General features: G+C 67.0%; 20 protein-coding genes. 4 read left to right on the top strand and 16 right to left on the bottom strand.

Features of this window, described 5'->3' with window-relative positions; translation table 11 throughout:
• Positions 1-40: 40 nt before the first annotated feature.
• Complete coding sequence (locus DMX10_RS07045; protein WP_111260422.1) at positions 41-748, bottom strand: DUF1963 domain-containing protein; 708 nt, start codon at positions 746-748, stop codon at positions 41-43.
• 101 nt (positions 749-849) lie between these two features.
• Here DMX10_RS07045 and DMX10_RS07040 point away from each other — a divergent pair, with 101 nt between their 5' ends.
• Positions 850-2,121, top strand: a complete 1,272-nt coding sequence (locus DMX10_RS07040; protein WP_111260421.1) for a triacylglycerol lipase — start codon at positions 850-852, stop codon at positions 2,119-2,121.
• A gap of 49 nt (positions 2,122-2,170) precedes the next feature.
• On the opposite strand, the gene DMX10_RS07035 is transcribed toward DMX10_RS07040, so the two are convergent.
• Positions 2,171-2,611, bottom strand: coding sequence for a MarR family winged helix-turn-helix transcriptional regulator (locus tag DMX10_RS07035; RefSeq protein ID WP_218281313.1), 441 nt, complete (start codon positions 2,609-2,611; stop codon positions 2,171-2,173).
• A 72-nt stretch (positions 2,612-2,683) separates the two neighbouring features.
• Between DMX10_RS07035 and DMX10_RS07030 the strand changes: the two genes are divergently transcribed.
• Positions 2,684-3,418, top strand: a complete 735-nt coding sequence (locus DMX10_RS07030) for a siderophore-interacting protein (RefSeq protein WP_111260420.1) — start codon at positions 2,684-2,686, stop codon at positions 3,416-3,418.
• 70 nt (positions 3,419-3,488) lie between these two features.
• On the opposite strand, the gene DMX10_RS07025 is transcribed toward DMX10_RS07030, so the two are convergent.
• The 3 genes from DMX10_RS07025 to DMX10_RS07015 form a co-directional block, all read right to left on the bottom strand.
• Positions 3,489-3,956 carry an SRPBCC family protein gene (locus DMX10_RS07025; protein WP_111260419.1) on the bottom strand — a complete coding sequence of 156 codons (468 nt, stop codon included), beginning with the start codon at positions 3,954-3,956 and terminating at the stop codon, positions 3,489-3,491.
• A gap of 68 nt (positions 3,957-4,024) precedes the next feature.
• Positions 4,025-4,267 (bottom strand): hypothetical protein, encoded by a 243-nt coding sequence (locus DMX10_RS07020; RefSeq protein WP_021222218.1) that lies wholly within the window; start codon positions 4,265-4,267, stop codon positions 4,025-4,027.
• Positions 4,268-4,357: 90 nt separating this feature from the next.
• Complete coding sequence (locus DMX10_RS07015; protein ID WP_111260418.1) at positions 4,358-5,332, bottom strand: LysR family transcriptional regulator; 975 nt, start codon at positions 5,330-5,332, stop codon at positions 4,358-4,360.
• A 144-nt stretch (positions 5,333-5,476) separates the two neighbouring features.
• Here DMX10_RS07015 and DMX10_RS07010 point away from each other — a divergent pair, with 144 nt between their 5' ends.
• Positions 5,477-6,226 (top strand): 3-oxoacyl-ACP reductase family protein, encoded by a 750-nt coding sequence (locus tag DMX10_RS07010; RefSeq protein WP_111260417.1) that lies wholly within the window; start codon positions 5,477-5,479, stop codon positions 6,224-6,226.
• A gap of 429 nt (positions 6,227-6,655) precedes the next feature.
• Here the strand turns inward: DMX10_RS07010 and DMX10_RS07005 are convergent, their stop codons facing one another.
• From DMX10_RS07005 to DMX10_RS06970, 8 genes are all read right to left on the bottom strand, one after another.
• Positions 6,656-7,978 carry a sigma-54 dependent transcriptional regulator gene (locus DMX10_RS07005; RefSeq protein ID WP_111260416.1) on the bottom strand — a complete coding sequence of 441 codons (1,323 nt, stop codon included), beginning with the start codon at positions 7,976-7,978 and terminating at the stop codon, positions 6,656-6,658.
• Entirely contained in the window at positions 7,975-9,882 is a 1,908-nt protein-coding gene (locus DMX10_RS07000) for an ATP-binding protein (protein WP_111260433.1), read from the bottom strand. Before DMX10_RS07000 ends, DMX10_RS07005 begins: the two co-directional genes overlap by 4 nt.
• Before the next feature lie 94 nt (positions 9,883-9,976).
• Positions 9,977-10,711: an amino acid ABC transporter ATP-binding protein gene (locus DMX10_RS06995; RefSeq protein ID WP_111260415.1), complete on the bottom strand. Its 735-nt coding sequence runs from the start codon at positions 10,709-10,711 to the stop codon at positions 9,977-9,979.
• Positions 10,708-11,376: an amino acid ABC transporter permease gene (locus DMX10_RS06990; protein ID WP_173178273.1), complete on the bottom strand. Its 669-nt coding sequence runs from the start codon at positions 11,374-11,376 to the stop codon at positions 10,708-10,710. The genes DMX10_RS06995 and DMX10_RS06990 overlap by 4 nt, the downstream gene beginning before the upstream one ends.
• A complete protein-coding gene (locus DMX10_RS06985) occupies positions 11,373-12,119 on the bottom strand; it encodes an amino acid ABC transporter permease (RefSeq protein ID WP_111260413.1) in 747 nt (248 codons plus the stop codon). Before DMX10_RS06985 ends, DMX10_RS06990 begins: the two co-directional genes overlap by 4 nt.
• A 193-nt stretch (positions 12,120-12,312) precedes the next feature.
• Positions 12,313-13,221, bottom strand: coding sequence for a glutamate/aspartate ABC transporter substrate-binding protein (locus DMX10_RS06980; RefSeq protein ID WP_111260412.1), 909 nt, complete (start codon positions 13,219-13,221; stop codon positions 12,313-12,315).
• A gap of 431 nt (positions 13,222-13,652) precedes the next feature.
• Positions 13,653-14,540 carry an SDR family oxidoreductase gene (locus tag DMX10_RS06975; protein WP_111260411.1) on the bottom strand — a complete coding sequence of 296 codons (888 nt, stop codon included), beginning with the start codon at positions 14,538-14,540 and terminating at the stop codon, positions 13,653-13,655.
• Positions 14,537-16,102, bottom strand: coding sequence for an NAD(P)/FAD-dependent oxidoreductase (locus DMX10_RS06970; RefSeq protein ID WP_111260410.1), 1,566 nt, complete (start codon positions 16,100-16,102; stop codon positions 14,537-14,539). Before DMX10_RS06970 ends, DMX10_RS06975 begins: the two co-directional genes overlap by 4 nt.
• Before the next feature lie 114 nt (positions 16,103-16,216).
• On the opposite strand from DMX10_RS06970, the gene DMX10_RS06965 reads away from it, so the two are divergent.
• Positions 16,217-16,945 (top strand): TetR family transcriptional regulator, encoded by a 729-nt coding sequence (locus tag DMX10_RS06965; RefSeq protein ID WP_111260409.1) that lies wholly within the window; start codon positions 16,217-16,219, stop codon positions 16,943-16,945.
• A 133-nt stretch (positions 16,946-17,078) separates the two neighbouring features.
• Here the strand turns inward: DMX10_RS06965 and DMX10_RS06960 are convergent, their stop codons facing one another.
• The 3 genes from DMX10_RS06960 to DMX10_RS06950 all read right to left on the bottom strand — a co-directional run bounded on the left by DMX10_RS06960 (position 17,079) and on the right by DMX10_RS06950 (position 19,736).
• On the bottom strand, positions 17,079-17,915 hold the full coding sequence (locus tag DMX10_RS06960) for a metal-dependent hydrolase (protein WP_111260408.1): 837 nt from the start codon (positions 17,913-17,915) through the stop codon (positions 17,079-17,081).
• A gap of 138 nt (positions 17,916-18,053) precedes the next feature.
• A complete protein-coding gene (locus tag DMX10_RS06955; protein WP_111260407.1) occupies positions 18,054-19,025 on the bottom strand; it encodes a fatty acid desaturase family protein in 972 nt (323 codons plus the stop codon).
• Between the two features lie 162 nt (positions 19,026-19,187).
• Entirely contained in the window at positions 19,188-19,736 is a 549-nt protein-coding gene (locus DMX10_RS06950; RefSeq protein ID WP_111260406.1) for an adenine phosphoribosyltransferase, read from the bottom strand.
• Positions 19,737-19,764 lie beyond the last annotated feature (28 nt).

Here is a 19,764-nt window from a genome sequence, read left to right as displayed (position 1 = left end):
GTCCTGCGTTGGGATGAACCGTGGGTGAGGGGGCTGGGGTTCAGTAGAAGTCGTAGTAGAGCGCCCATTCGCCGCTGCTGCGGTGCTTCCAGAACATCAGGCTGCCGCTGTCGACGACGTTGAGGTTGATCTTCGCGTCGGAGGAGATCTGGAAGACGAATTCGAAGCCCTTCCCCGGGTCGATGCCCGATTGGCAGAAGGAGGGGTAGCCGCCGATCTTGTGGTCGTGGCAGTGGCTGACGATGTCGTAGTAGCTGTCGATCGTGCCTTGGCGTTCCAGTTCGAGGATGCGCTCTTCCAGGTCCGCCGGCACGCCGCCGCCGTCCCACAGCGGGTAGTCCTCGTCCAGCCGTTCGGCCTTGAGCGGGAAGGGCTTGATGAAGGACGCCGGCGCGGCCAGCTCCTTGCGCTGCAGTGTTTCGTGGTGACCGTATTCGCGGATGAGCCAGTGGGCGCCCATGGGTTCCAGCGGCTGGCCGAACTCGGCGGAGATGAACAGGGCCAGCACCCGCACATCCGCCAGTAGCGGGTGGTTGACCGGCAGGCTGGGCAGGTGGAACTGGGCGAGCGGCAGCATCGCGTCCCCTGCCGCGTCGAGCGGGATGCCTTCGTCGGGGCGGAACAGGAAGACCCGGCCCAGCCAGCTTTCCTCGTCGGCCTGGGTGGGGCGGAAGCCGCCGGCGCTGAAACGCGTGGCGGGGCGGGCCAACAGGTGGCGGATCGCCTGGATTTCGTCGTTGTCGTGCATCTGTCGTCCCTGACCGGTGGTGAATTTCGCAGCGCCTATTCTGCGGTGGCCCGGGCCGATCCGACTAGGCTTGCTTGCAGGACGAGGATGAGGCGAAGCGGATGGCCGTTCTGCGGATGGTCCTGGTGCTGGTGGCGGTCGCCTGCGGCGGCTGCAGCCTGCTGGAGGTGGACAGGGAAATGCAGCAGGCCCGCCAGGAGCTGGTGGTGGTGGCGGGGCGGCTGCTGGCCACGGATTCCGGGCGCAACGCGCTGGTGGCGCTGCTGGATGGCAAGGGCGGCTTCGTCGCCTACCGCATCGTCGCGCCGGGCGAGGCCTTCTACTTCACCCAGGCGCCGGGCGACTACCAGTTGCTGGCCTTCGACGATCGCAACGGCAATTTCGCCCTGGATCGAGACGAGCCGCGCCACTGGCTACCCCGGGCCCGCCATGCGCCGCTCACCGTGCAGCCGGACCTGGCCGAGCGCGCGCGCCTGGCGCAGCTCAATACCCTGGATCTCCAGGTGGCCGGCGGCGCCGACCCGCCCAGGCTCGACCTGCGCCTGGAGGTGCTCTACCGCGAGCAGCCGCGCCTGCAGCGCAACTACCTGCAGGTGGTGGAGTTCACCGACCCGCGCTTCGACGACCGGCACATCCGGCTGGGCGCCTGGCAGCCGCTCAGTTTCATGCGCGAGGTGGGCTACGGCCTGTACCTGCTGGCGCCCTGGGACCCGGCCAAGGAGCCGGTCATCCTGGTGCACGGCATCAACGCCTCGCCCCGTGACTGGCAGGCGCTGGCCGCGAGCCTCGACCTGAGGCGCTTCCAGCTGGTGCTGTTCCACTATCCGAGCGGGCTGCCCCTGCGCAACAGCGCCTACATGCTCAGCATCGCCATGCGCGACATGCTGCTGCGCCTGGCGCCACGGCGCATGCACCTGTTCGCCCACAGCATGGGTGGCCTGGTGGCGCGGCGGGCACTGCAATTGCTCGCCGAGAACGAGGCACAGCGCCTGTGCCTGTTCGCCACCCTTTCGACGCCCTGGGACGGGCATCCCTCGGCGGCCACCGGGGTACAGCGTGTGCCGCTGGAGGTGCCGGTATGGCGTGACATGGCCCCGGGCAGCCCCTACCTGCGGGCGCTGTTCGCCAGGCCGCTGCCGGCGCATATCCGCCAGTGGATGCTGGTCAGCTACGGGGGCAACCGCCGCCTGCTACCGGAGCCGAACGATGGCGTGGTGCCGTTGGCCAGCGAGCTGCGCAGCGCCGCCCAGGACGAGGCCGAGCGGCTGTACCTGATCGACGAGAGCCACACCGGCATCCTCCACAGCCGCCGCGCCACGGCGCTGCTGGAGCGGGCGTTGAGTGAGCTGCCCGAGCAGGGCTGCGCGGACTAGGCAGGGCGGATGCAGCCGCAGCTTCCCGGGCTCAAGCCCGGGCTACGGGTCAGGGCTCGGTGCCGAGGTTGGCCTGCACCCGCGCCAGCAGGTCGAGCAGCTGCTGACATTCCTCCTGGCTGAAGCCGTCCACCGCCACCTGGTTGAGGCGCCGGCCTTGCTGGCGCACCTCCTGGTGGAGAGCCGTGCCCGCTGCGGTGGGGTAGAGCCGGATGCTGCGCTTGTCGGCCTCGTCGGCCTTGCCTTCCAGCAACTCCTTGCCGCGCAGCGCCTGGATCAGGCGGGCGATCTGCGCCTTATCGCGGCCGGAGTGGGCCACAAGGTCGCTCTGGGTCGCCCCCGGATTGTGGGCGAAGAAGTTCAGCGCCTTGAACTCCATGTGGGCGAGGTCGTGGGCGCTGTCGCGCAGCGACCGGTATTGCCGAGCGCGGTAGAGGTGCATGACGGAGTGGATGGATTCGAAGACGTCTTCGGCGGTATCGGCGGTCATATGGTTGACAATATCAACTAGTGGTTTTTATGATCGTTGATGTTATCAACCATCCCTTGCGAGTAACAGCCCATGGACCAACCCGTACAGACCCGCCGCGTGCAGCGCGTGCGCCACGAACTGCGCCGCCGCGAGCTGGACGTGCTCCGCGTGGAGCGCATCAGCCCGCATTTCATGAGCGTCACCTTCGGCGGTGACGCGCTGGCGGACTTCGTATCCGCCTCCTTCGACGACCACATCAAGTTCATGTTCGTGGACGGGCAGGGCGAGCTCGTCCGCCGCGACTACACCCCGCGCCGCTTCGACCCTGAGCGCCGCGAGCTGACCCTCGAATTCGCCCTGCACGGCGAGGGCGGCGCCTGCGAGTGGGCCGAGCGGGCGCAGGTGGGCGACTCCGCGCTGATCGGCGGCCCGCGCGGCTCGATGATCATCCCCATGGATTACGACTGGCACCTGCTGGTGGGCGACTCCAGCGCGCTGCCGGCGATCCACCGCCGCCTGGAGGAGCTGCCGGCCGGCGCCCGCGTCACCGCCATCGTGCAACTGGCCGAGGCCGACCGCCGCGATTTGCGCAGCGCCGCGAGCCTCGACTTGCGCTGGGTGGATACGCCGGAGGAACTGGTCGCCGCCGTACAGGCCCTGCCGCTGCCCGCTGGCGAAGGCTACGCCTGGGGCGCCGGCGAGCACGGGATGATGACCCGGGTACGTGCCCTGCTGGTGGAGAAGGGGCAGCCGAAGGAAGCCATGCGCGTCGCGGCCTACTGGCGGCAGGGGTTCTCGGATCACCATGAGGACCTGGAGGGCTAGTGGGCGGCCCTGTCGATGGGTTTCGCTGCGCTCTACGCCATCCTACGCGGCGCGAATAGCCTGGAGCGGGTCAGGCATCGGGCCAGTCGACGTTGCGCACTTCGGCGCTGAGGCGGTCGAGGTTCTGTTCGTTGGCCGTAAGCACGAAGGCGGCGATCTGTTCGCGGTGTTCCGCGGTGTCGAACACCTGCTGCCAACCCACACGCGTGCCCTTGCCCTCGGAGGCGAGGGTGATGGTGAGGACGAAGTGGTGGTTATCGTCGGAGAGGTGTTCGACCACGACCTGCCCGGGCGTGATCTCGCGGAAGACGTTGTGATTGGGGTAGTCGGTGCCGTCGGGGCCGTGCAGGGTGAAGCGCCAGTGGCCGTCGGGGCGGAATTCGAAGAGCTCGAAGGTGCTGTTGAAACCGTTGGGCCCCCACCAGCGGGCGAGGTGCTCGGGCGCGGCGATGGCGCGGAATACGCGGGCCGGCGGTGCGTCGATCAGCCGCGAGGTGGTGCATTCGCGGTGGGCGGTCGGGGATGCGCTGCTGCTCATGGGGCGGGCCTTCGCTCGGGTGGGGCCGCCCGGAAGCCGGGCGGGGAGCGGCAAGCATAGCCCTGCGATCAGCCCTCGTTGCGGCGGATGAAGGCGGCCTCGTAGTCGCGGCTGGCGCTGGAGACCTTGGGGTTCATCAGTGCCGAGCGGACCTTCTCGTAATCCTCGTAGGGCAGGCCGGCGCGGTTGAGCATCTCCAGGGAGAACTGCTTGACCTCGGCATCGGTGTAGGGGCGCGGCTCCGGTTGGCTGGCGCAGCCGGCGAGGATGAGGGTGGTAGCGGCGAGTGCGATGGCGAGCAGGCGATTCATTTCGGGCCCCCTTGAGGTGGCGTTGTCCTTTGATGGAACAAAGGTTATCCGCGGCCCCGGGGGCGGAAAAATCACCCGCTTCGATAATGACTATTGCCTGAGTGGCAACGGTGCCTGGTGGCCCCGGCCGCCACAGGCGGCGCTCCGGGCGGAGAAGCGCTCGGGCAGCCCCTGCTCGCGAAAGGCCTGGACCACATGGTCGATGAATACGCGGGTCTTGGCCGGCAGCAGCTTCTGCGCGCTGAAGTAGATGCACAGCGGGTCGGTCTGCACGTGCCAGTCGGGCAGCACGCGCTGCAGTTCGCCGCGCTCGATGAAGTGCACGGCATGGACCGTACTCACCAGGGTGATGCCCAGGCCCATGCGCGCGGCGTGGCAGGCGGCTTCCGGGTCGCTCATCAGCGCGCGGGGGCGCAGGTCGATGGGCGCCTGGTCGCCGGCCTCGTTGAGCAATACCCAGTTGCGCACGCGACCGGTCTGCGGCGAGCGCAGGAGGATGCCGTCGTGCTGGGCGAGGTCCGCCGGCACCTGCGGACGAGGCCGGGCGTCGAAGTAACCGGGGGCGGCCAGCAGTACGCGATGGCCGGGGCCGATCTGCCGGGCGATCACCCCCTGGGGCAGCTCGAAGCCACCCCCGATGCCGACGTCGAAGCCCTCGCCGATGAGGTCCACCTGGCGATTGTCGAAATGCCAGTCGGGCACGATGGCGGGGTAGCGGGCGAGGAAGTCGGCCAGCAGCGGCACGATGTACTCGCGGCCGAACATCAGCCCCATGCTCACCTTGAGGTTGCCTGCCGGCTGGCCGCCGGCGCTGGCGAGGTTGGCCACTGCGCCCTGGATGGCGGCGAGGCCGCCGCTGACCTCGGCGAGGAAGCGCTCGCCGGCTTCGGTCAGTTTCAGGCTGCGCGTACTACGCTGGAACAGTCGCACCCCCAGCCCGGTTTCCAGTTTCGCCACGTTCTTGCCGACCGCCGCTGGTGTCAGGCCCAGGCGCCGTGCGGCCTCGGCAAAGCTGCCGGCCTCTGCGCTGCGGACGAAGCATTCGATGCTGTTGAGGGTTTCCATGGCGCCACCGTAAACCGTTTGGATCGAAAGAATAGACGGATTGACGGCTTATCGGTTGGCAATCCTGCGCTGATACTGGCCACGTCATCGAGCAGCGGCCAACCGGCCAAGCCGAATCCCACTACAGACGATTGGAGAACCATCATGACCTCGACTCAAACTCTCAGCGGCAAGGTTGCATTCATCCAGGGCGGCTCCCGCGGCATCGGCGCCGCCATCGCCAAGCGCCTGGCCCGCGAAGGCGCCGCCGTCGCACTGACCTACGCCGCCTCCGGCCAGGCCGCCGAAGAGGTGGTGAAAGCCATCGAGGCGGCCGGTGGGCGCGCCCTGGCGGTCAAGGCCGACAGCAGCGACGAGCAGGCCCTGCGCGGCGCCATCCGCTATACCGTCGATACCTTCGGGCGCCTCGACATCCTGGTGAATAACGCCGGCGTGCTGGCCGTGGCGCCCATCGAGGAGTTCGCCATCGAAGACCTCGACCGCACCCTGTCGGTGAACGTGCGCAGCGTGGTGATCGCCAGCCAGGAAGCCGCCCGGGTGATGGGCGAGGGCGGTCGCATCATCACCATCGGCAGCACCAACGCCGAGCGCATGCCCTTCGCCGGCGGCTCGGTCTACGCCCTGAGCAAGGCGGCGGTGGCCGGCTTCACCAAGGGCCTGGCCCGCGACCTGGGGCCGCGCGGCATCACCGTGAACAACGTGCAGCCCGGCCCGGTGGATACCGACATGAACCCTGACCACACCGATTTCGCCGACTCGCTGAAACCGCTGATGGCCCTGCCGCGCTACGGCCAGGCCGAGGAGATCGCCAGCTTCGTGGCCTACCTGGCCGGCCCGGAAGCGGGCTACATCACCGGCGCCAACCTGACCATCGATGGTGGTTTCTCGGCCTGACGCTTCGGGGACAAGGGAAACGCCGGCCATTGGGCCGGCGTTTTCGTCCGTGGCCTGTTTTCGGTGCCCAGCAGAAGAGCGGGCGAGTGAGTTCGCCCCTACGCCCATTCCCATCCTTGGTGTCTTGTGGTGGCACGTCTGTAGGGTGGTGGCGCTCTGTTCATCCACCGGCGGAGTGGCCGGCGAGCACGAAAGGTGGACCGATGGAGCGGGGTCCACCCTACGCGGCGAGGGCATCCAGGGTTGGCCGGTGGAGAAGCATCGCGAATGAATTCGCTCCCACGGGGACGCCGTCACCCCACATCCGCGCCGTAGGGCGGATGACGCTTTTTTCATCCACTAGCGGAGTGGCCGGCGGGCACCGGAAGGTGGACCGGTGAAGCGCGGTCCACCCCACGCGGCGAGGGCGTCCGGGTTCGACCGGGAGCGTCAGAGGCCGTATTTCTTGACCTTGTCGAACAGGGTGGTCTTGGCCATGCCGAGGGCGATGGCGGCCTGGCTGAGGTTGCCGCCGTGGCGTTCGAGGGCATCGCCGAGGAGGCTGCGTTCGAAGGCTTCCACGGCTTCGGCGAAGCTGGGTTCGGCGCCGTCCAGGGCCAGGCCGGTCTTCTTGAACACGGGCAGGCCGAGGGCGAAGCGTTCGGCGACGTTGCGCAGTTCGCGCACGTTGCCCGGCCAGTCGTGGGCCATGAGGCTGGAGACGGTGGCGCGATCCAGCTCCGGTACGGCGCGGTCGAAGCGCAGCGAGGCGAGCTGCAGGAAGTGGTCGAACAGCAGCAGGATGTCCTCGCGGCGGTCGCGCAGCGGCGGCAGTTCCAGGGTCACCACGTTGAGGCGGTAGTAGAGGTCGCTGCGGAACTGGCCGGCCTTGCCCTGTTCGTCGAGGTCGGCCTTGGTGGCGGCGACCACGCGGCAGTCCACGGGGATCGGCTGGTTGGAGCCGAGGCGCTCCAGGGTCTGCTCCTGCAGCACGCGGAGGAACTTGATCTGCAGGTTCATGGGCATGCTTTCGATCTCGTCGAGGAACAGCGTGCCGTTGTGGGCGTGCTCGATCTTGCCGATGCGGCGCTTGCCGGCGCCGGTGAAGGCGTGGGCCTCGTGGCCGAAGATTTCGCTGTCGAACAGGTTCTCCGGCAGGCCGCCGCAGTTGAGCGCGACGAACTGGTTGGACTGGCGCCGGCTGTAGTCGTGCAGGCAGCGGGCGACCAGTTCCTTGCCGGTGCCGGTCTCGCCTTCGATCAGCACGTTGGCGGCGGTGTCGGCGACGTTGGCGATCAGTTCGCGCAGGGCCTGCATGGCCGGCGAGCGGCCGATGATGCGCTGCTCCAGGGATTGCCGGCCGGCCAGCTGGCGGCGCAGGGCGGATACTTCGCGGGCGAGGCCGCGTTGCTCCAGGGCACGGCGGGCGACGTCCACCAGGCGCTCGGGGGAGAAGGGCTTCTCCATGAAGTCGTAGGCGCCGTCGCGCATGGCGCCCACCGCCATGCTGATGTCGCCGTGGCCGGTGATCAGCACCACCGGCAGGCTGCGGTCGCGGGCCTTGAGGCGGGCGAGCAGCTCCAGGCCGTCGATGCCGGGCAGGCGGATGTCGCTGATGACGATGCCGGCGAAGTCGGCGTTGACCCGTTCGAGGGCTTCCTCGGCACTGCCGACACCGATGCTGGTGATGTCTTCCAGGGCCAGGGCCTGCTGGCAGCCAAGCAGGACGTGGGGGTCGTCTTCGACGATGAGGACGCTGAGCGGCTCGGTCATGGGCTGGGGCTCGCTTCGGAAGTGGCGCGGGCGACCTGGGGCAGGCGCAGCTCGAACGCCGTGCCACCGTCTTCCGGGTGCTGCACGCCGAGGCTGCCACCCGCCGCGGTGGCGAGGCTGGCGGAGAGGGTGAGGCCAAGGCCCAGGCCGTGTTCGCCGGGCTTGGTGGTGAAGAAGGGTTCGAACAGGTGCTCGCGCACGGCCGGGGAGATGCCGGGGCCGTTGTCACGCACGCGCAGGACGTAGGTGGCGCCCTCGTCGTGGCCGTCGAGCCAGAGCTGGCAGTCGGCCTGGCCGCTCATGGCGTCCAGGGCGTTGGCGACGAGGTTGACCAGGATCTGCTCCAGGCGGGTCTGGTCGATGGCCAGCCGGGCATCGGCGAAGGTGCGGTGCAGGGTCAGCGGGGTGTGTTCCAGGCGGGTGTGGAGGATGAACAGCGCGGCATCCACGGCCTTGCCCAGGCTGGCCTGGCCATGGTCGTCGGCACGCCGGGCGAAGGCGCGCAGGCTGGCGGTGATGCGGCCCATGCGATCGACCAGTTCGTTGATGGCGGTGAGGTTGGTGCTGGCCACGTCGAGGGCACCGCGCTGGAGGAAGCGCACGGTGTTGCCCGAGAGGGTGCGCAGGGCGGCCAGGGGCTGGTTGAGCTCGTGGGCGATGCTGGTGGACATCTGGCCGATCACCGCCAGCTTGCCGGCCTGGACCAGGCCGTCCTGGGCCTTGCGCAGGTTTTCCTCGGTCTGCCGGCGTTCGCGGATCTCGCCCATCAGGCGCTGGTTGCTGGCGCGCAGGTCCTGGGTGCGTTCGGCGATCTTGCGCTCCAGTTCGTTGTTGGCCTGCAGCAGCGCCTCGCGGGCGGCGAGACGGGTGGCGAGTACCTTGCGCCGCTCGTTCCAGGCGATGCCGAGGAAGGCCAGCAGGGCCAGCCCGGCGGCGGCGAGCAGGCCGTGGATGATGGCTTCGCGGCGCAGGTCGGCCAGGGGCGAGAGCAGGGTGAAGTGCCAGGGGGTGTCGCTGAGCGGGCGGCTCTGCGCCAGGTAGACGGTCTCCTGCTCGCCACCGCCGGGCAGGGGGGAGGCGAAGCTGATGGCCTCGAGGCCGTCGCCGAGCTCCTCACGGTGGCGCGGCTGCCATTCATTGAGTGCCCACCAGTGGTATTGCAGGCTGCGGGCCAGGCGCTCCTTGTCTTCGGCGGAGAGCGGGCGTACGGCCTTCATGCGCAGCATGGGGTCGCTGGAGAGGATGATGATGCCGTTCTCGTCGCTGACGAAGGCTTGCAGGCGGGCCTTTTCCCAGCGCTCCTGGAGGGCCTCGAGCTTCACCTTGACCACGGCGACGCCGATGATGCGGCCTTCGTAGCGCAAGCCGTGGGCGAGGTAGTAGCCGGCCTCGCCGGTGGTGCTGCCGATGCCGTAGAAGCGCCCGGGTTCGCCCTTCATCGCCTGCTGGAAGTAGGCGCGGAAGGCCAGGTCCTCGCCGAGGAAGCTGTCGGCGTCGCGCCAGTTGCTGGTGGCCAGCACGCGGCCGTTGGTGTCGAGGAGGAAGATGGCGCGGTTGCCGCTGCGGCGGTTGAGCCCTTCGAGGTAGTCGTTGACCAGGTTGCGCCGGTAGGGCGTGGGGTTGAGCAGCAGGTGGCTGACGCTGGACTCCAGCTCCAGCAGGCTGGGCAGGTAGGTGTAGCGGTTGATCTCGCTTTCCACCGCGCGGGCGTGGAGTTCCAGCTGGCGTTCGCCGTTCTCGCGCAGGGCGCGGATGCCGGAGAGCTCGCTGAGGTGGTAGGCGATCCAGCCGGCGCCGAGCATGGCCAGGACCAGCAGCAGGGTCAGCGAGAGGTGGCGGAGCAGGCGCGGTTTCACGATCAATGCGGGCGGCACGGCGCGGAGGCTGGCGGATGGGCATTGCATCATAAGTGGTCCGGGCCTTGCCAGTCGGCGCGTGGCGCCGAGTGGCGGGTGGCAGCGGCGGCCCCTCTCCGCGAAGGGAGAGGGGCGCGGCGCATCAGTGTTGCAGGATCTTGGCGAGGAACTGCTGGGCGCGCTCGGAGCGTTGGCCGACATCGCCGAAGAACTCTTCCTTGGGGCAGTCTTCGACGATCTGGCCGGCGTCCATGAAGATCACGCGGTCGGCGACCTTGCGGGCGAAGCCCATCTCGTGGGTCACGCACATCATGGTCATGCCTTCGTTGGCCAGTTGCACCATCACATCGAGCACTTCGTTGACCATTTCCGGGTCCAGTGCCGAGGTGGGTTCGTCGAACAGCATCACCACCGGGTCCATGGCCAGGGCGCGGGCGATGGCGACGCGCTGCTGCTGGCCGCCGGAAAGCTGGCCCGGGTGCTTGTGGGCGTGGGCGGAGAGGCCGACGCGCTCCAGCAGCTTGAGGCCCTTGGCGGTGGCTTCCTCCTTGCTGCGGCCGAGCACCTTGATCTGGGCGATGGTGAGGTTCTCGGTGATCGACAGGTGCGGGAACAGCTCGAAGTGCTGGAACACCATGCCGACGCGGGAGCGCAGCTTGGGCAGGTCGGTCTTCTTGTCGGCGATGGAGGTGCCGTCGACGACGATGTCGCCCTTCTGGAAGGGCTCCAGGGCGTTGACGCACTTGATCAGGGTGGATTTGCCGGAGCCGGACGGCCCGCAGACGACCACCACTTCACCTTTCTGGACCTCGGTGCTGCAGTCGGTCAGCACCTGGAATTCCCCGTACCACTTGTTGACGTTCTTGATCGAAATCATACGGCTAACCTTTTTTGCAGGAGCTTGACCAGCTGCGAGGCGGCGAAGCTGACGGTGAAGTACACCAGGCCGGCGAAGATCAGGAATTCGTGCGGCTGGCCGATGATGTCGCCACGGGAACGGGCGGCGTTGAGGAAGTCCATCAGGCCCACGGTGTAAACGAGCGAGGTGTCCTGGAACAGGATGATGCTTTGCTGCAGCAGCAGCGGGGTCATCTTGCGGAACGCCTGGGGCAGGATGATCAGGCGCATGGTCTGGCCGTAGGTCATGCCCAGGGCCTGTGCCGCGCCCATCTGCCCGCGGGGGATGGCCTGGATGCCGGCGCGGACGATTTCGCAGAAGTACGCCGCCTCGAACATCATGAAGGCGATCAGGCACGAGGTGAACGCGCCGACGGGGGTGTCCTCGCCGGTGATCCAGCGCAGCACGAAGGGCACCGCGAAGTAGAACCAGGTGATCACCAGCAGCAGCGGGATGGAGCGGAAGTAGTTGACGTACAGGCCGCCGAGTTTCGACAGCAGCGGGTTGTGCGACAGGCGCATGAGCGCCAGCAGGGTGCCCAGGACCACGCCGCCGATGATGCCCAGCACCATCAGCTGCAGGGTCATCAGCATGCCGTCGACCAGCCCGGGCAGGGCGGGGATGATTGCGCTGAAGTCCATCACTTGCCTCCTACGGCGATCAGGCCCGGGACCGCGACCTTGCGCTCCACCAGGCGCATGAGCAGCATCAGGCTCATGTTCAGGGTGAAGTAGATCAGCGTGGCCAGGGTGAAGGCCTCGAACAGGTTGGCGGAGAACTCGGCCGTCTGCTTGGTCTGCGCGAGCAGCTCCATCAGGCCGATGAGCGAGGCCACCGAGGAGTTCTTGAAGATGTTGAGGAACTCGCTGGTGAGCGGCGGGATGATGATGCGGAAGGCCTGCGGCAGCAGCACGTAGCGGTAGATCGCCGGCATGCGGAAGCCCATGGCGCGGGCGGCGGAGGCCTGGCCGGCGGGCAGCGCCTGGATGCCGGTGCGCACCTGCTCGCAGACGCGGGCGGCGGTGAACAGGCCGAGGCACACGACCACGCTGAGGTAGGCGGAGGTGGCCGGGTTGAGGTCCTGCTTGAACCAGATTTCCAGCGGCTCGGGCAAAAGGTCCGGCACCAGGAAGTACCAGAGGAACAGCTGCACCAGCAGCGGTACGTTGCGGAAGATTTCCACGTAGGTGGTGGCGATGCCGGACACCCAGCGGTTGGGCACGGTACGCATCACGCCGAGCAGCGAGCCCAGCAGGAGCGCGACGATCCAGCCGGCGAGGGCGATGGCGATGGTCCAGCCCAGGCCGGTGACGAACCAGTCCAGGTAGATCTCGCTGCCGATGCCGGTGGACTTGAAGAACACGCCCCAGTCCCAGTTGTAGTTCATCAGGGTTTTCCCCTCAGGGTTCTTGTCTGTCTGCGGTTGAAGGCAGTGGATGGGGAGTGGCTGCCGGATGCCCGGCTACCCCCTCTCCCTGGTGGAAGAGGGGTGGGGAGCGGCGTCGTCCGGATTTCCGACCTGCACCGGCTCCCCTCACTCCCGGCCCCTCTCCGACGGGAGAGGGGGAGGAGCGGCGACGTCAGATTTCTTCGGCCGACTTGTCGGTGGGGTTGGCGACCAGCTTCTTCAGCTCATCGCTCATGGGGAAGTTGAGGTTGAGGTTCTTCGGCGGGATGGGCTGGGTGAACCACTTGTCGTAGATGCCGTTGATCTCGCCCGAGGCGAAGGTGTCGGCGATGGCCTTGTCGACCACTTTCTTGAAGGCTTCGTCGCCCTTGCGAACCATGCAGCCATAGATCTCGTAGGACTGCGGCTCGCCGGTCACGACCCAGTCGTCCGGCTTCTTGGCCTTGGCCATCTCACCGTAGAGCAGGGCGTCGTCCATCATGAAGGCGACCGCGCGGCCGGATTCCAGCATCAGGAAGGATTCGCCGTGGTCCTTGGCCGAGATGATGTTCATGCCCATCTGCTTGTCGGCGTTCATGGACTTGAGCAGGCGCTCGGAGGTGGTGCCGGCGGTGGTCACCACGTTCTTGCCCTTGAGGTCGGCGAAGTCGTTGATGCCGGCGGTCTTCTTCGACAGCAGGCGGGTGCCGACCTCGAAGATGCCGACGGAGAAGCCGACCTGCTTCTGGCGCTCGAGGTTGTTGGTGGTGGAGCCGCACTCGATGTCGACGGTGCCGTTCTGCACCAGCGGGATGCGGGTCTGCGAGGTCACCAGGTTGTAGCGCACCTTCAGGTCCGGCAGGGCCAGTTCCTTCTTGATCGCTTCGACGACCTTGAGCTGGATGTCGTGGGAGTAGCCGACGGGCTTGCCCGGCTCGGTGCCGAGGTAGGAGAAGGGGATGGAGGCGTCGCGGTGACCGAGGACGATGGTGCCGCTGTCCTTGATCTTCTTCAGGGTGCCGGTCAGTTCTTCGGCGATGGCGGGAGCGGAAATCAGGGTCGCTGCGATGGCGGCGGCCAGAACCTTCGGAAGGATACGCATGTGTTTCAGTCCTCGACTTTGTTTGTTCTTATCGACGCCAGCGGTAAGGCGCCGTCGGGATCTGTAATGGCAGGATGCGTGCCATCTGTATGGTCGTGCTGATTTGTCTGTAATTAATTGATTTATAAGGATTTATTTTTAATGGCTGGAGGGGCTTGGAGGCGGGGTGTTCGGGGTTCCGGCTTTGATGGGTTTTATCGTTCGGATATCCGAACGGGTTTCGGGGTGATCAGGCGGGAAGGGAATGGAGAGGCGTGGCCTGGAGAGGGCTGGTTCGGGAGTTGGTGGGCTAAAGCCCACCCTACGGCATGACCGCGTAGCAGGTAGGTCGGGTGCAACCCGACGATAAGGGCGATACGACCACCCCGTAGCCCGGGCTTCAGCCCGGGGAGGTGAGCCTCCCGGGCCGGGCGCGGGCTACGGGGTGTGGGTCAGTCCGCCAGGTTCTGCGCTTCCCGCTCCCGTCGGGGCTTGGGGGCGAAGCGTGCGGCCAGGCGCATGGAGGTGGTGACCAGGCGCTGGTAGAAGGTCGGCAGCAGGCGTTGCATGCCGTCCAGGGCCCAGGCGTCGGCGCCGATGAGGATGCGTCGGTTGTCCTTGAGCACGCCGCGCAGGATCACCGAGGCGGCCTTGTCCGGGGTGGTGCGCAGCAACTGGTCGTTGAACTGCTTGCGCGCCTGGTCGGTTTCCTGGCCGACGACCCGTGCGAGGCTGTCGTTCATCCGAGCGGTCTTGGCGATGTTGGTCTTGATGCCGCCGGGGTGCACGCAGCTGGCGGAGACGCCGCAGCCTTCCATGTCCAGCTCCTGGCGCAGGGCTTCGGTGAAGCCGCGCACGGCGAACTTGGTGGCGTTGTAGGCGCTCATGCCCGGCTGGGAGAACAGCCCGAACACGCTGGAGACGTTGACCACCTGGCCGTCGCCGGTGGCCTTGATGTGCGGCAGGAAGGCCTTGGTGCCGTGCATCACGCCCCAGAAGTTGATGTTCATGATCCACTCGTATTCGGCGTAGTCGCTGCCTTCAACGGTGCCGGCATGGGCGACGCCGGCGTTGTTGAAGATGAGGTTGACGCGGCCGTGGTCGAGCACGACCTGGTCGGCCCAGGCATGCACGGCATCGCGGTCGGCGACGTTGACCAGGGTGTCGGTGACCTGCACGCCGAGCTTGCGGGCCTGGGCGGCGGTTTCCGCCAGGCCTTCGGCGTTGACGTCGGAAAGCGCCAGGTGACAGCCCTGGCGGGCCAGGCCGTAGGCCAGGGCGCGGCCGATGCCGGAGCCGGCGCCGGTGATCGCGGCGACCTTGTTCTCGAAGGACTTCATGCCGGTACTCCTTCTGCGGTTTGGGCGGGGGCGGCGAAGGTCAGCGGGCCCTGGGCGGCATGCACGGGCTGGATGCGGCTGAAGTGGTAGGCGGCCGGGTCGAAGTTGCGGGTCAGCAGGCGGAAGCGCCAGGTGAAGCCGGGCCAGACGGTGCAGTTGCGGCCGCTGACCGGGTGGATGTACCAGCTCTTGCAGCCGCCGGCGTTCCACACGGTGTTGCCCAGGCTGCCCTGGATCTTGCCGTTGAACGCGTCCTGCACCTCGCGCTTGACCTCCAGGCTCTGCAGCTTGCGCTGGCCGAGCAGGTCGAGGGCGCCGAGCACGTAGTGGATCTGCGATTCGATCATGTAGACCATCGAGTTGTGGCCCAGGCCGGTGTTCGGGCCCATGAGGAAGAACAGGTTGGGGAAGCCGGCGGTCATGGTGCCCTTGTAGGCCTCGGGGCCTTCCGGCCAGGTGTCGAGCAGGTCGACGCCGTTGCGGCCGAAGACCACGCCGCGCGGCAGCGGGTCGCTGGGGGTGAAGCCGGTGCCGAAGATGATGGCGTCCACCGGGCGTTCCTGGCCGTCACGGGTGACGATGCTGTTGGCGCGGATTTCCTTGATGCCGTCGGTGATCACGTCGACGTTGGGCTGGGTCAAGGAGGGGTAGTAGTCGTTGGAGATCAGCACGCGCTTGCAGCCCATGGTGTAGTCGGGCGTGACCTTGGCACGCAGTACCGGGTCCTTGATCTTGCGCTTGATGTAGCCCTTGGCGACCAGTTGGGCGAGCTTCATCACCTTCGGCGTCAGGGCGAAGCCGATCACGCGGCTTTCGAGGACGGCGTAGATGCCGCCGCGCCAGAGCTTCTGCAGGATGGGGAAGCGCTTGAAGCGCGAGCGCTCGTTCTCGCTGATGGCGCGGTCGGGCTTGGGCATGACCCAGGGCGCGGTGCGCTGGTAGAGGTCGAGCTGGCCGACCACTTTCTGGATCTGCGGGACGAACTGGATGGCCGAAGCGCCGGTGCCGATCACGGCGATGCGCTTGCCCGCCAGGTCATAGTCGTGGTCCCACTGCTGGGAGTGGAAGCGCTTGCCGGCGAAGTTCTCCAGGCCGTCGAGGTAGGGGATGGAGGGGGTGGACAGGGCGCCCATGCCGGACACCACGAACTGCGCGGTGTAGTGGTTGCCGGCCGCGTCGTCGATGTGCCACAGCTCTTCGCTGTCGCTCCAGGCCACGCGGGTGATCTCGGTGCCGAGCAGGGTCTTGTCCTGCAGGCGGTATTTCTCCCAGCAACCTTCGAGGTAGCTCTTGATCTCGCCCTGCTTGGCGAACATCCGCGTCCAGTTGGGGTTGGGCTCGAAGGAGAAGGAGTAGAGGTGCGATTGCACGTCGCAGCCGCAGCCCGGGTAGTTGTTGACGCGCCAGGTGCCGCCGACACCGGCCTCCTTCTCGAACAGGAGGAAATCGTTCTCGCCTTTCTGTTTCAGGCGGATCGCCATGCCCAGGCCGGAGAAGCCGGAGCCGATGATGGCGACCTTGCAGTGGCGGGCAGGGGTGGGGGGTGATACGGGCGCATTCATGGCCAAGCTCCTGTTATGCTTATTTTGTGGCGTATACAGCTGTATACCAATGTAGACAGATGTATACTCGCCAGCAAGCCATCGCGGTACAACCAACCTAAGGTAGGGTCAGCCATGAGTTCAGTGCCGGACGACGGGCAGCAGTCGAAGGAGCGGGCGGTCGAGGCACCAGGCAAGCGCCTGCTGATGGAGGCGGCCCTGCGCCTGTCCTCCCAGAGCCGCAGCCTGAGCAGCCTGGGCCTGCGCGAACTGGCGCGGGAGGCGGGGCTCAACCCGAACACCTTCTATCGCCATTTCAAGGATGTGGACGACCTGGGCCTGGCGATGATCCGCAACATCTCCACCCAGCTGCGCCAGCCGTTGCGTGACCTGCGTCGCGAGGCAGCGGCACGGGCGGTACAGGGCGAGCACGCGTCGATGCCCAAGCTGATGGGCATCGACATGGGGCGCGGCAAGCGCGTGTGCCATGAGACGGTGAACCTGTTCTTCGACTTCGTCGCCGATAACGCCGAGGCCTTCATCATCGGTGTGCGTGAGCTGCATGGCGCTTCGCCTGCCATGCGCGAGGCGCTGCGCGAGGTGATGGACGAGTTCGCCGATGACATGGCCGAGGACATCGTCGAATTCAAGCTGCTGCCGGCGCTGGTGCCGGAAGGGGTGGTGCGGCGGGTTTCCAGCCTGATCAGCCGCAATCTGTTCCAGATGTCCCTGGATTTCATCGGCGAGCCGGAGCGTCGCGCCGAGATCCGCCTGGAGGCCGAGGAGCAGGTGCTGTTCCTCTTCACCGGGGCCAGCGTGCTCCAGGGCCTGGAGGCGATGGGGTCGCTCGGCGGCTCGCGATAGGACCGGTACAGCCTGGAACCCATTGGTGCCGAGGCACGCAACAGCATGGGTTACGCTGCGCTCTACGCCATCCTGCGAACGCTCAAGCAGAAAGCCCGGCGATCGCCGGGCTTTTTTGTGGGGCGTGAATCACTCAGCCGTTGAAGCCGAGGCGTTCCTTCCAGCGCTTCTCCAGGTTCCTGGTGTCATGGTCGAAAGGGTGGAAACCCGGGCGGTAGTAGTCCAGGTAGGGCCTGATCATGCGCGGGAAGTAGCCGGTGCGCAGGCTGAACAGGGTCTTCAGGCCGCGGCCCCAGCTGCGCAGGTTGAACAGCTGGCCGTCCTTGCGCAGCAGGTGCAGCTGGAAGGCGCCGATCACGCCGATGAACATCACGGTGGTCAAGGCCATGGTGATGGTGCGCTCGAAGTAGCCACCGCCGACCGCCATGTAGGCGTCGTAGCACACGGCCTTGTGTTCGTTTTCCTCGATCGCGTGCCACATCCACAGCTGGTACATCTTCTGGTCGTCCATCTGCGTGCTGAGGTCTTCGCGGCGCAGCAGTTGCTCGGCCATGGTCGCGGTGAAGTGCTCGAGGGCGCAGGTGGCAGCCAGGCGCTGCTTCTTGGTGGTGAAGCGGGTGACCCATTCGAGCAGCACCTTGATGCGCAGCTCCAGGCGCTCCAGGTCGATGCCGTGCTGGGCGGCATAGTCGTTGTAGGTGGCGTGTTCCTTGGAGTGCATGGCTTCCTGGCCGATGAAGGCGCTGATGTCCTTCTGCAGCTGCGGGTCGTCGATCTGGTCGCGTACGCCACGCACGCTGTCGACGAAGAACTTCTCGCCATAGGGGAAGAGCGACGACAGGTTGTTCATGAAGTGGCTCATGAAGGGATCGCCGCTCCACCAGTATTTCTGGGTGGCATCGAAACTGAAGTCCATGCGGCGGACGGGGAAGTGGGCCTTGGGCAGGTTGGCGGCGGCGCTGGCGGTCATTGGGCAATCCTCGTGGTTGGGAGCCGTCCCTTGTTGTTGTCTGGCTCTTGCTGGCACGGATAACCGTGTCATCGAACGATGTAACTGTTGAGGATTAACGCAGGTTTCGCCTGGCCGCGCGGACCAACTTTCGGCGGGTTATGACGATTCCGTGGCCGGCTCGCTGACCCGGCGCAGCACATCCAGGTAGCCGGGAGGCGCCGCCACCAGGCCGCGCTGGCGCAGCAGCCGGTGCGCTTCGGGCAGGCGGAACCAGGGCAGCGCGGCCATGAGGTGATGCTCGATGTGGTAGTTCACCCGCAGCGGCGCGACGGTCAGACGGGCCAGCCAGCCGGCACGGGTGGTGCGGGTGTTGCGCAGCATGTCGCGGCCACGCTCGGTGCAGGCGTGCTCGGCCAGCGAGCGGATGCGCATGAACAGGCTGTAGGTGGTGAGGTTGGCCAGCCACCAGACGCCGAACAGCCAGAATTCGCCGCAGGCGGCGAGTATGCCGGCCAGCAGGGCATTGGCCAGCAGCATCGGGGTCATGTTGCGCAGGCCATCGCGAGCGTAGTCGCGCCAGGTACGGCCATCGCGCGGGCGCCGCTTGACGTCGGCGGCGACGGTGTACTCCAGCACGCCCAGGTCCATCAGCAACTGGCCGAACAGGCGGCGCAGGCCGCTGAGGCCGGAGAGGTCGCGGGCGAACTTGCGCAGCAGCGAGGTGCGCTGGGTGGGGAAGGGGCGCGAGAGGCTCCAGTCCGGGTCCTGGTCGGTGCCGGTGTGGGCGTGGTGGCGGATGTGGTGCTTGCGGTAACGGGCGACGTCGACCCAGATGATCCGGGCGCAGAGCCAGTCGGTGAGGCGGTCATTGAGCCAGCGGGTGCGGAACAGGGTGCCATGGGCGGCTTCGTGCATGAGGATGGCCAGGGCCAGCTGGCGCCCGCCGAGGATGACCAGGGCGAGTGCGAAGGTCACCGGGTTCGGCCAGATGGCGAGCATGGCGAAGGCGGCGGCGATGATCGCCCAGGTGGAGCCGATGGCCCACCAGCCGGCGGCGTCGGAGCGCTGACTGAGGCGCTGGATTTCTTCACGGCTGAAGCAGTCGAAGAGCGTGCTGCGAGGGTTCATGGCGGCCTCTAGTGGTGCGCGGGAGTCGCCATCATTGCCCGCACTCGCTGGCCCGGCCAGGGGCGCCCGGCGCTTTCGCGTGGGTGGCCGCAAGCCTGGCGCAAATGCCATGGGTTCAGACTTTGGAGGGGGGCGGGGCCCGCCGTGCGGGCCCCGGGGGGATCACTTCTCGTCGAGGGCGAAGGCGGTGAGCGAGAAGGTGGGAATACCGATGTCCTGCAGGCGCTGGGAGCCGCCCAGCTCCGGCAGGTCGATGATGGCGGCGGCCTCGTACACGCTGGCGCCCATGCGGCGCACCAGTGCGGTGGCGGCCAGCAGGGTGCCACCGGTGGCGATCAGGTCATCGAAGATCAGGACCTTGTCGCCATCGCACAGGCTGTCGCTGTGCACCTCGAGGAAGGCTTCGCCATATTCGGTCTGGTAGCCCTGGGCGAGGACGTCGGCGGGCAGCTTGCCCTGCTTGCGGAACAGCACCAGCGGCTTGTTCAGTTCGTAGGCGACGATGGAGCCGATCAGGAAGCCACGGGCGTCCATGGCGGCGATATGGCTGAACTCGGCTTCGACGTAGCGCTGGATGAAGCTGTCCACCACCAGGCGCAGGGCGCGGGGGGACTGGAACAGCGGGGTGATATCGCGGAAGACCACGCCGGGCTTGGGGAAGTCCACCACCGGGCGGATCAGTGTCTTGATATCGAATGCGTCGAAAATCATGGTGCGGAACCTGGAGAGGGGAGGAGGC

The sequence above is a fragment of the Pseudomonas sp. 57B-090624 genome (assembly GCF_003234055.1).
Taxonomy (GTDB): domain Bacteria; phylum Pseudomonadota; class Gammaproteobacteria; order Pseudomonadales; family Pseudomonadaceae; genus Metapseudomonas; species Metapseudomonas tohonis.
Note: the sequence above shows the minus strand (reverse complement) of the source record. Positions and strands in the feature narration are given on the sequence as shown.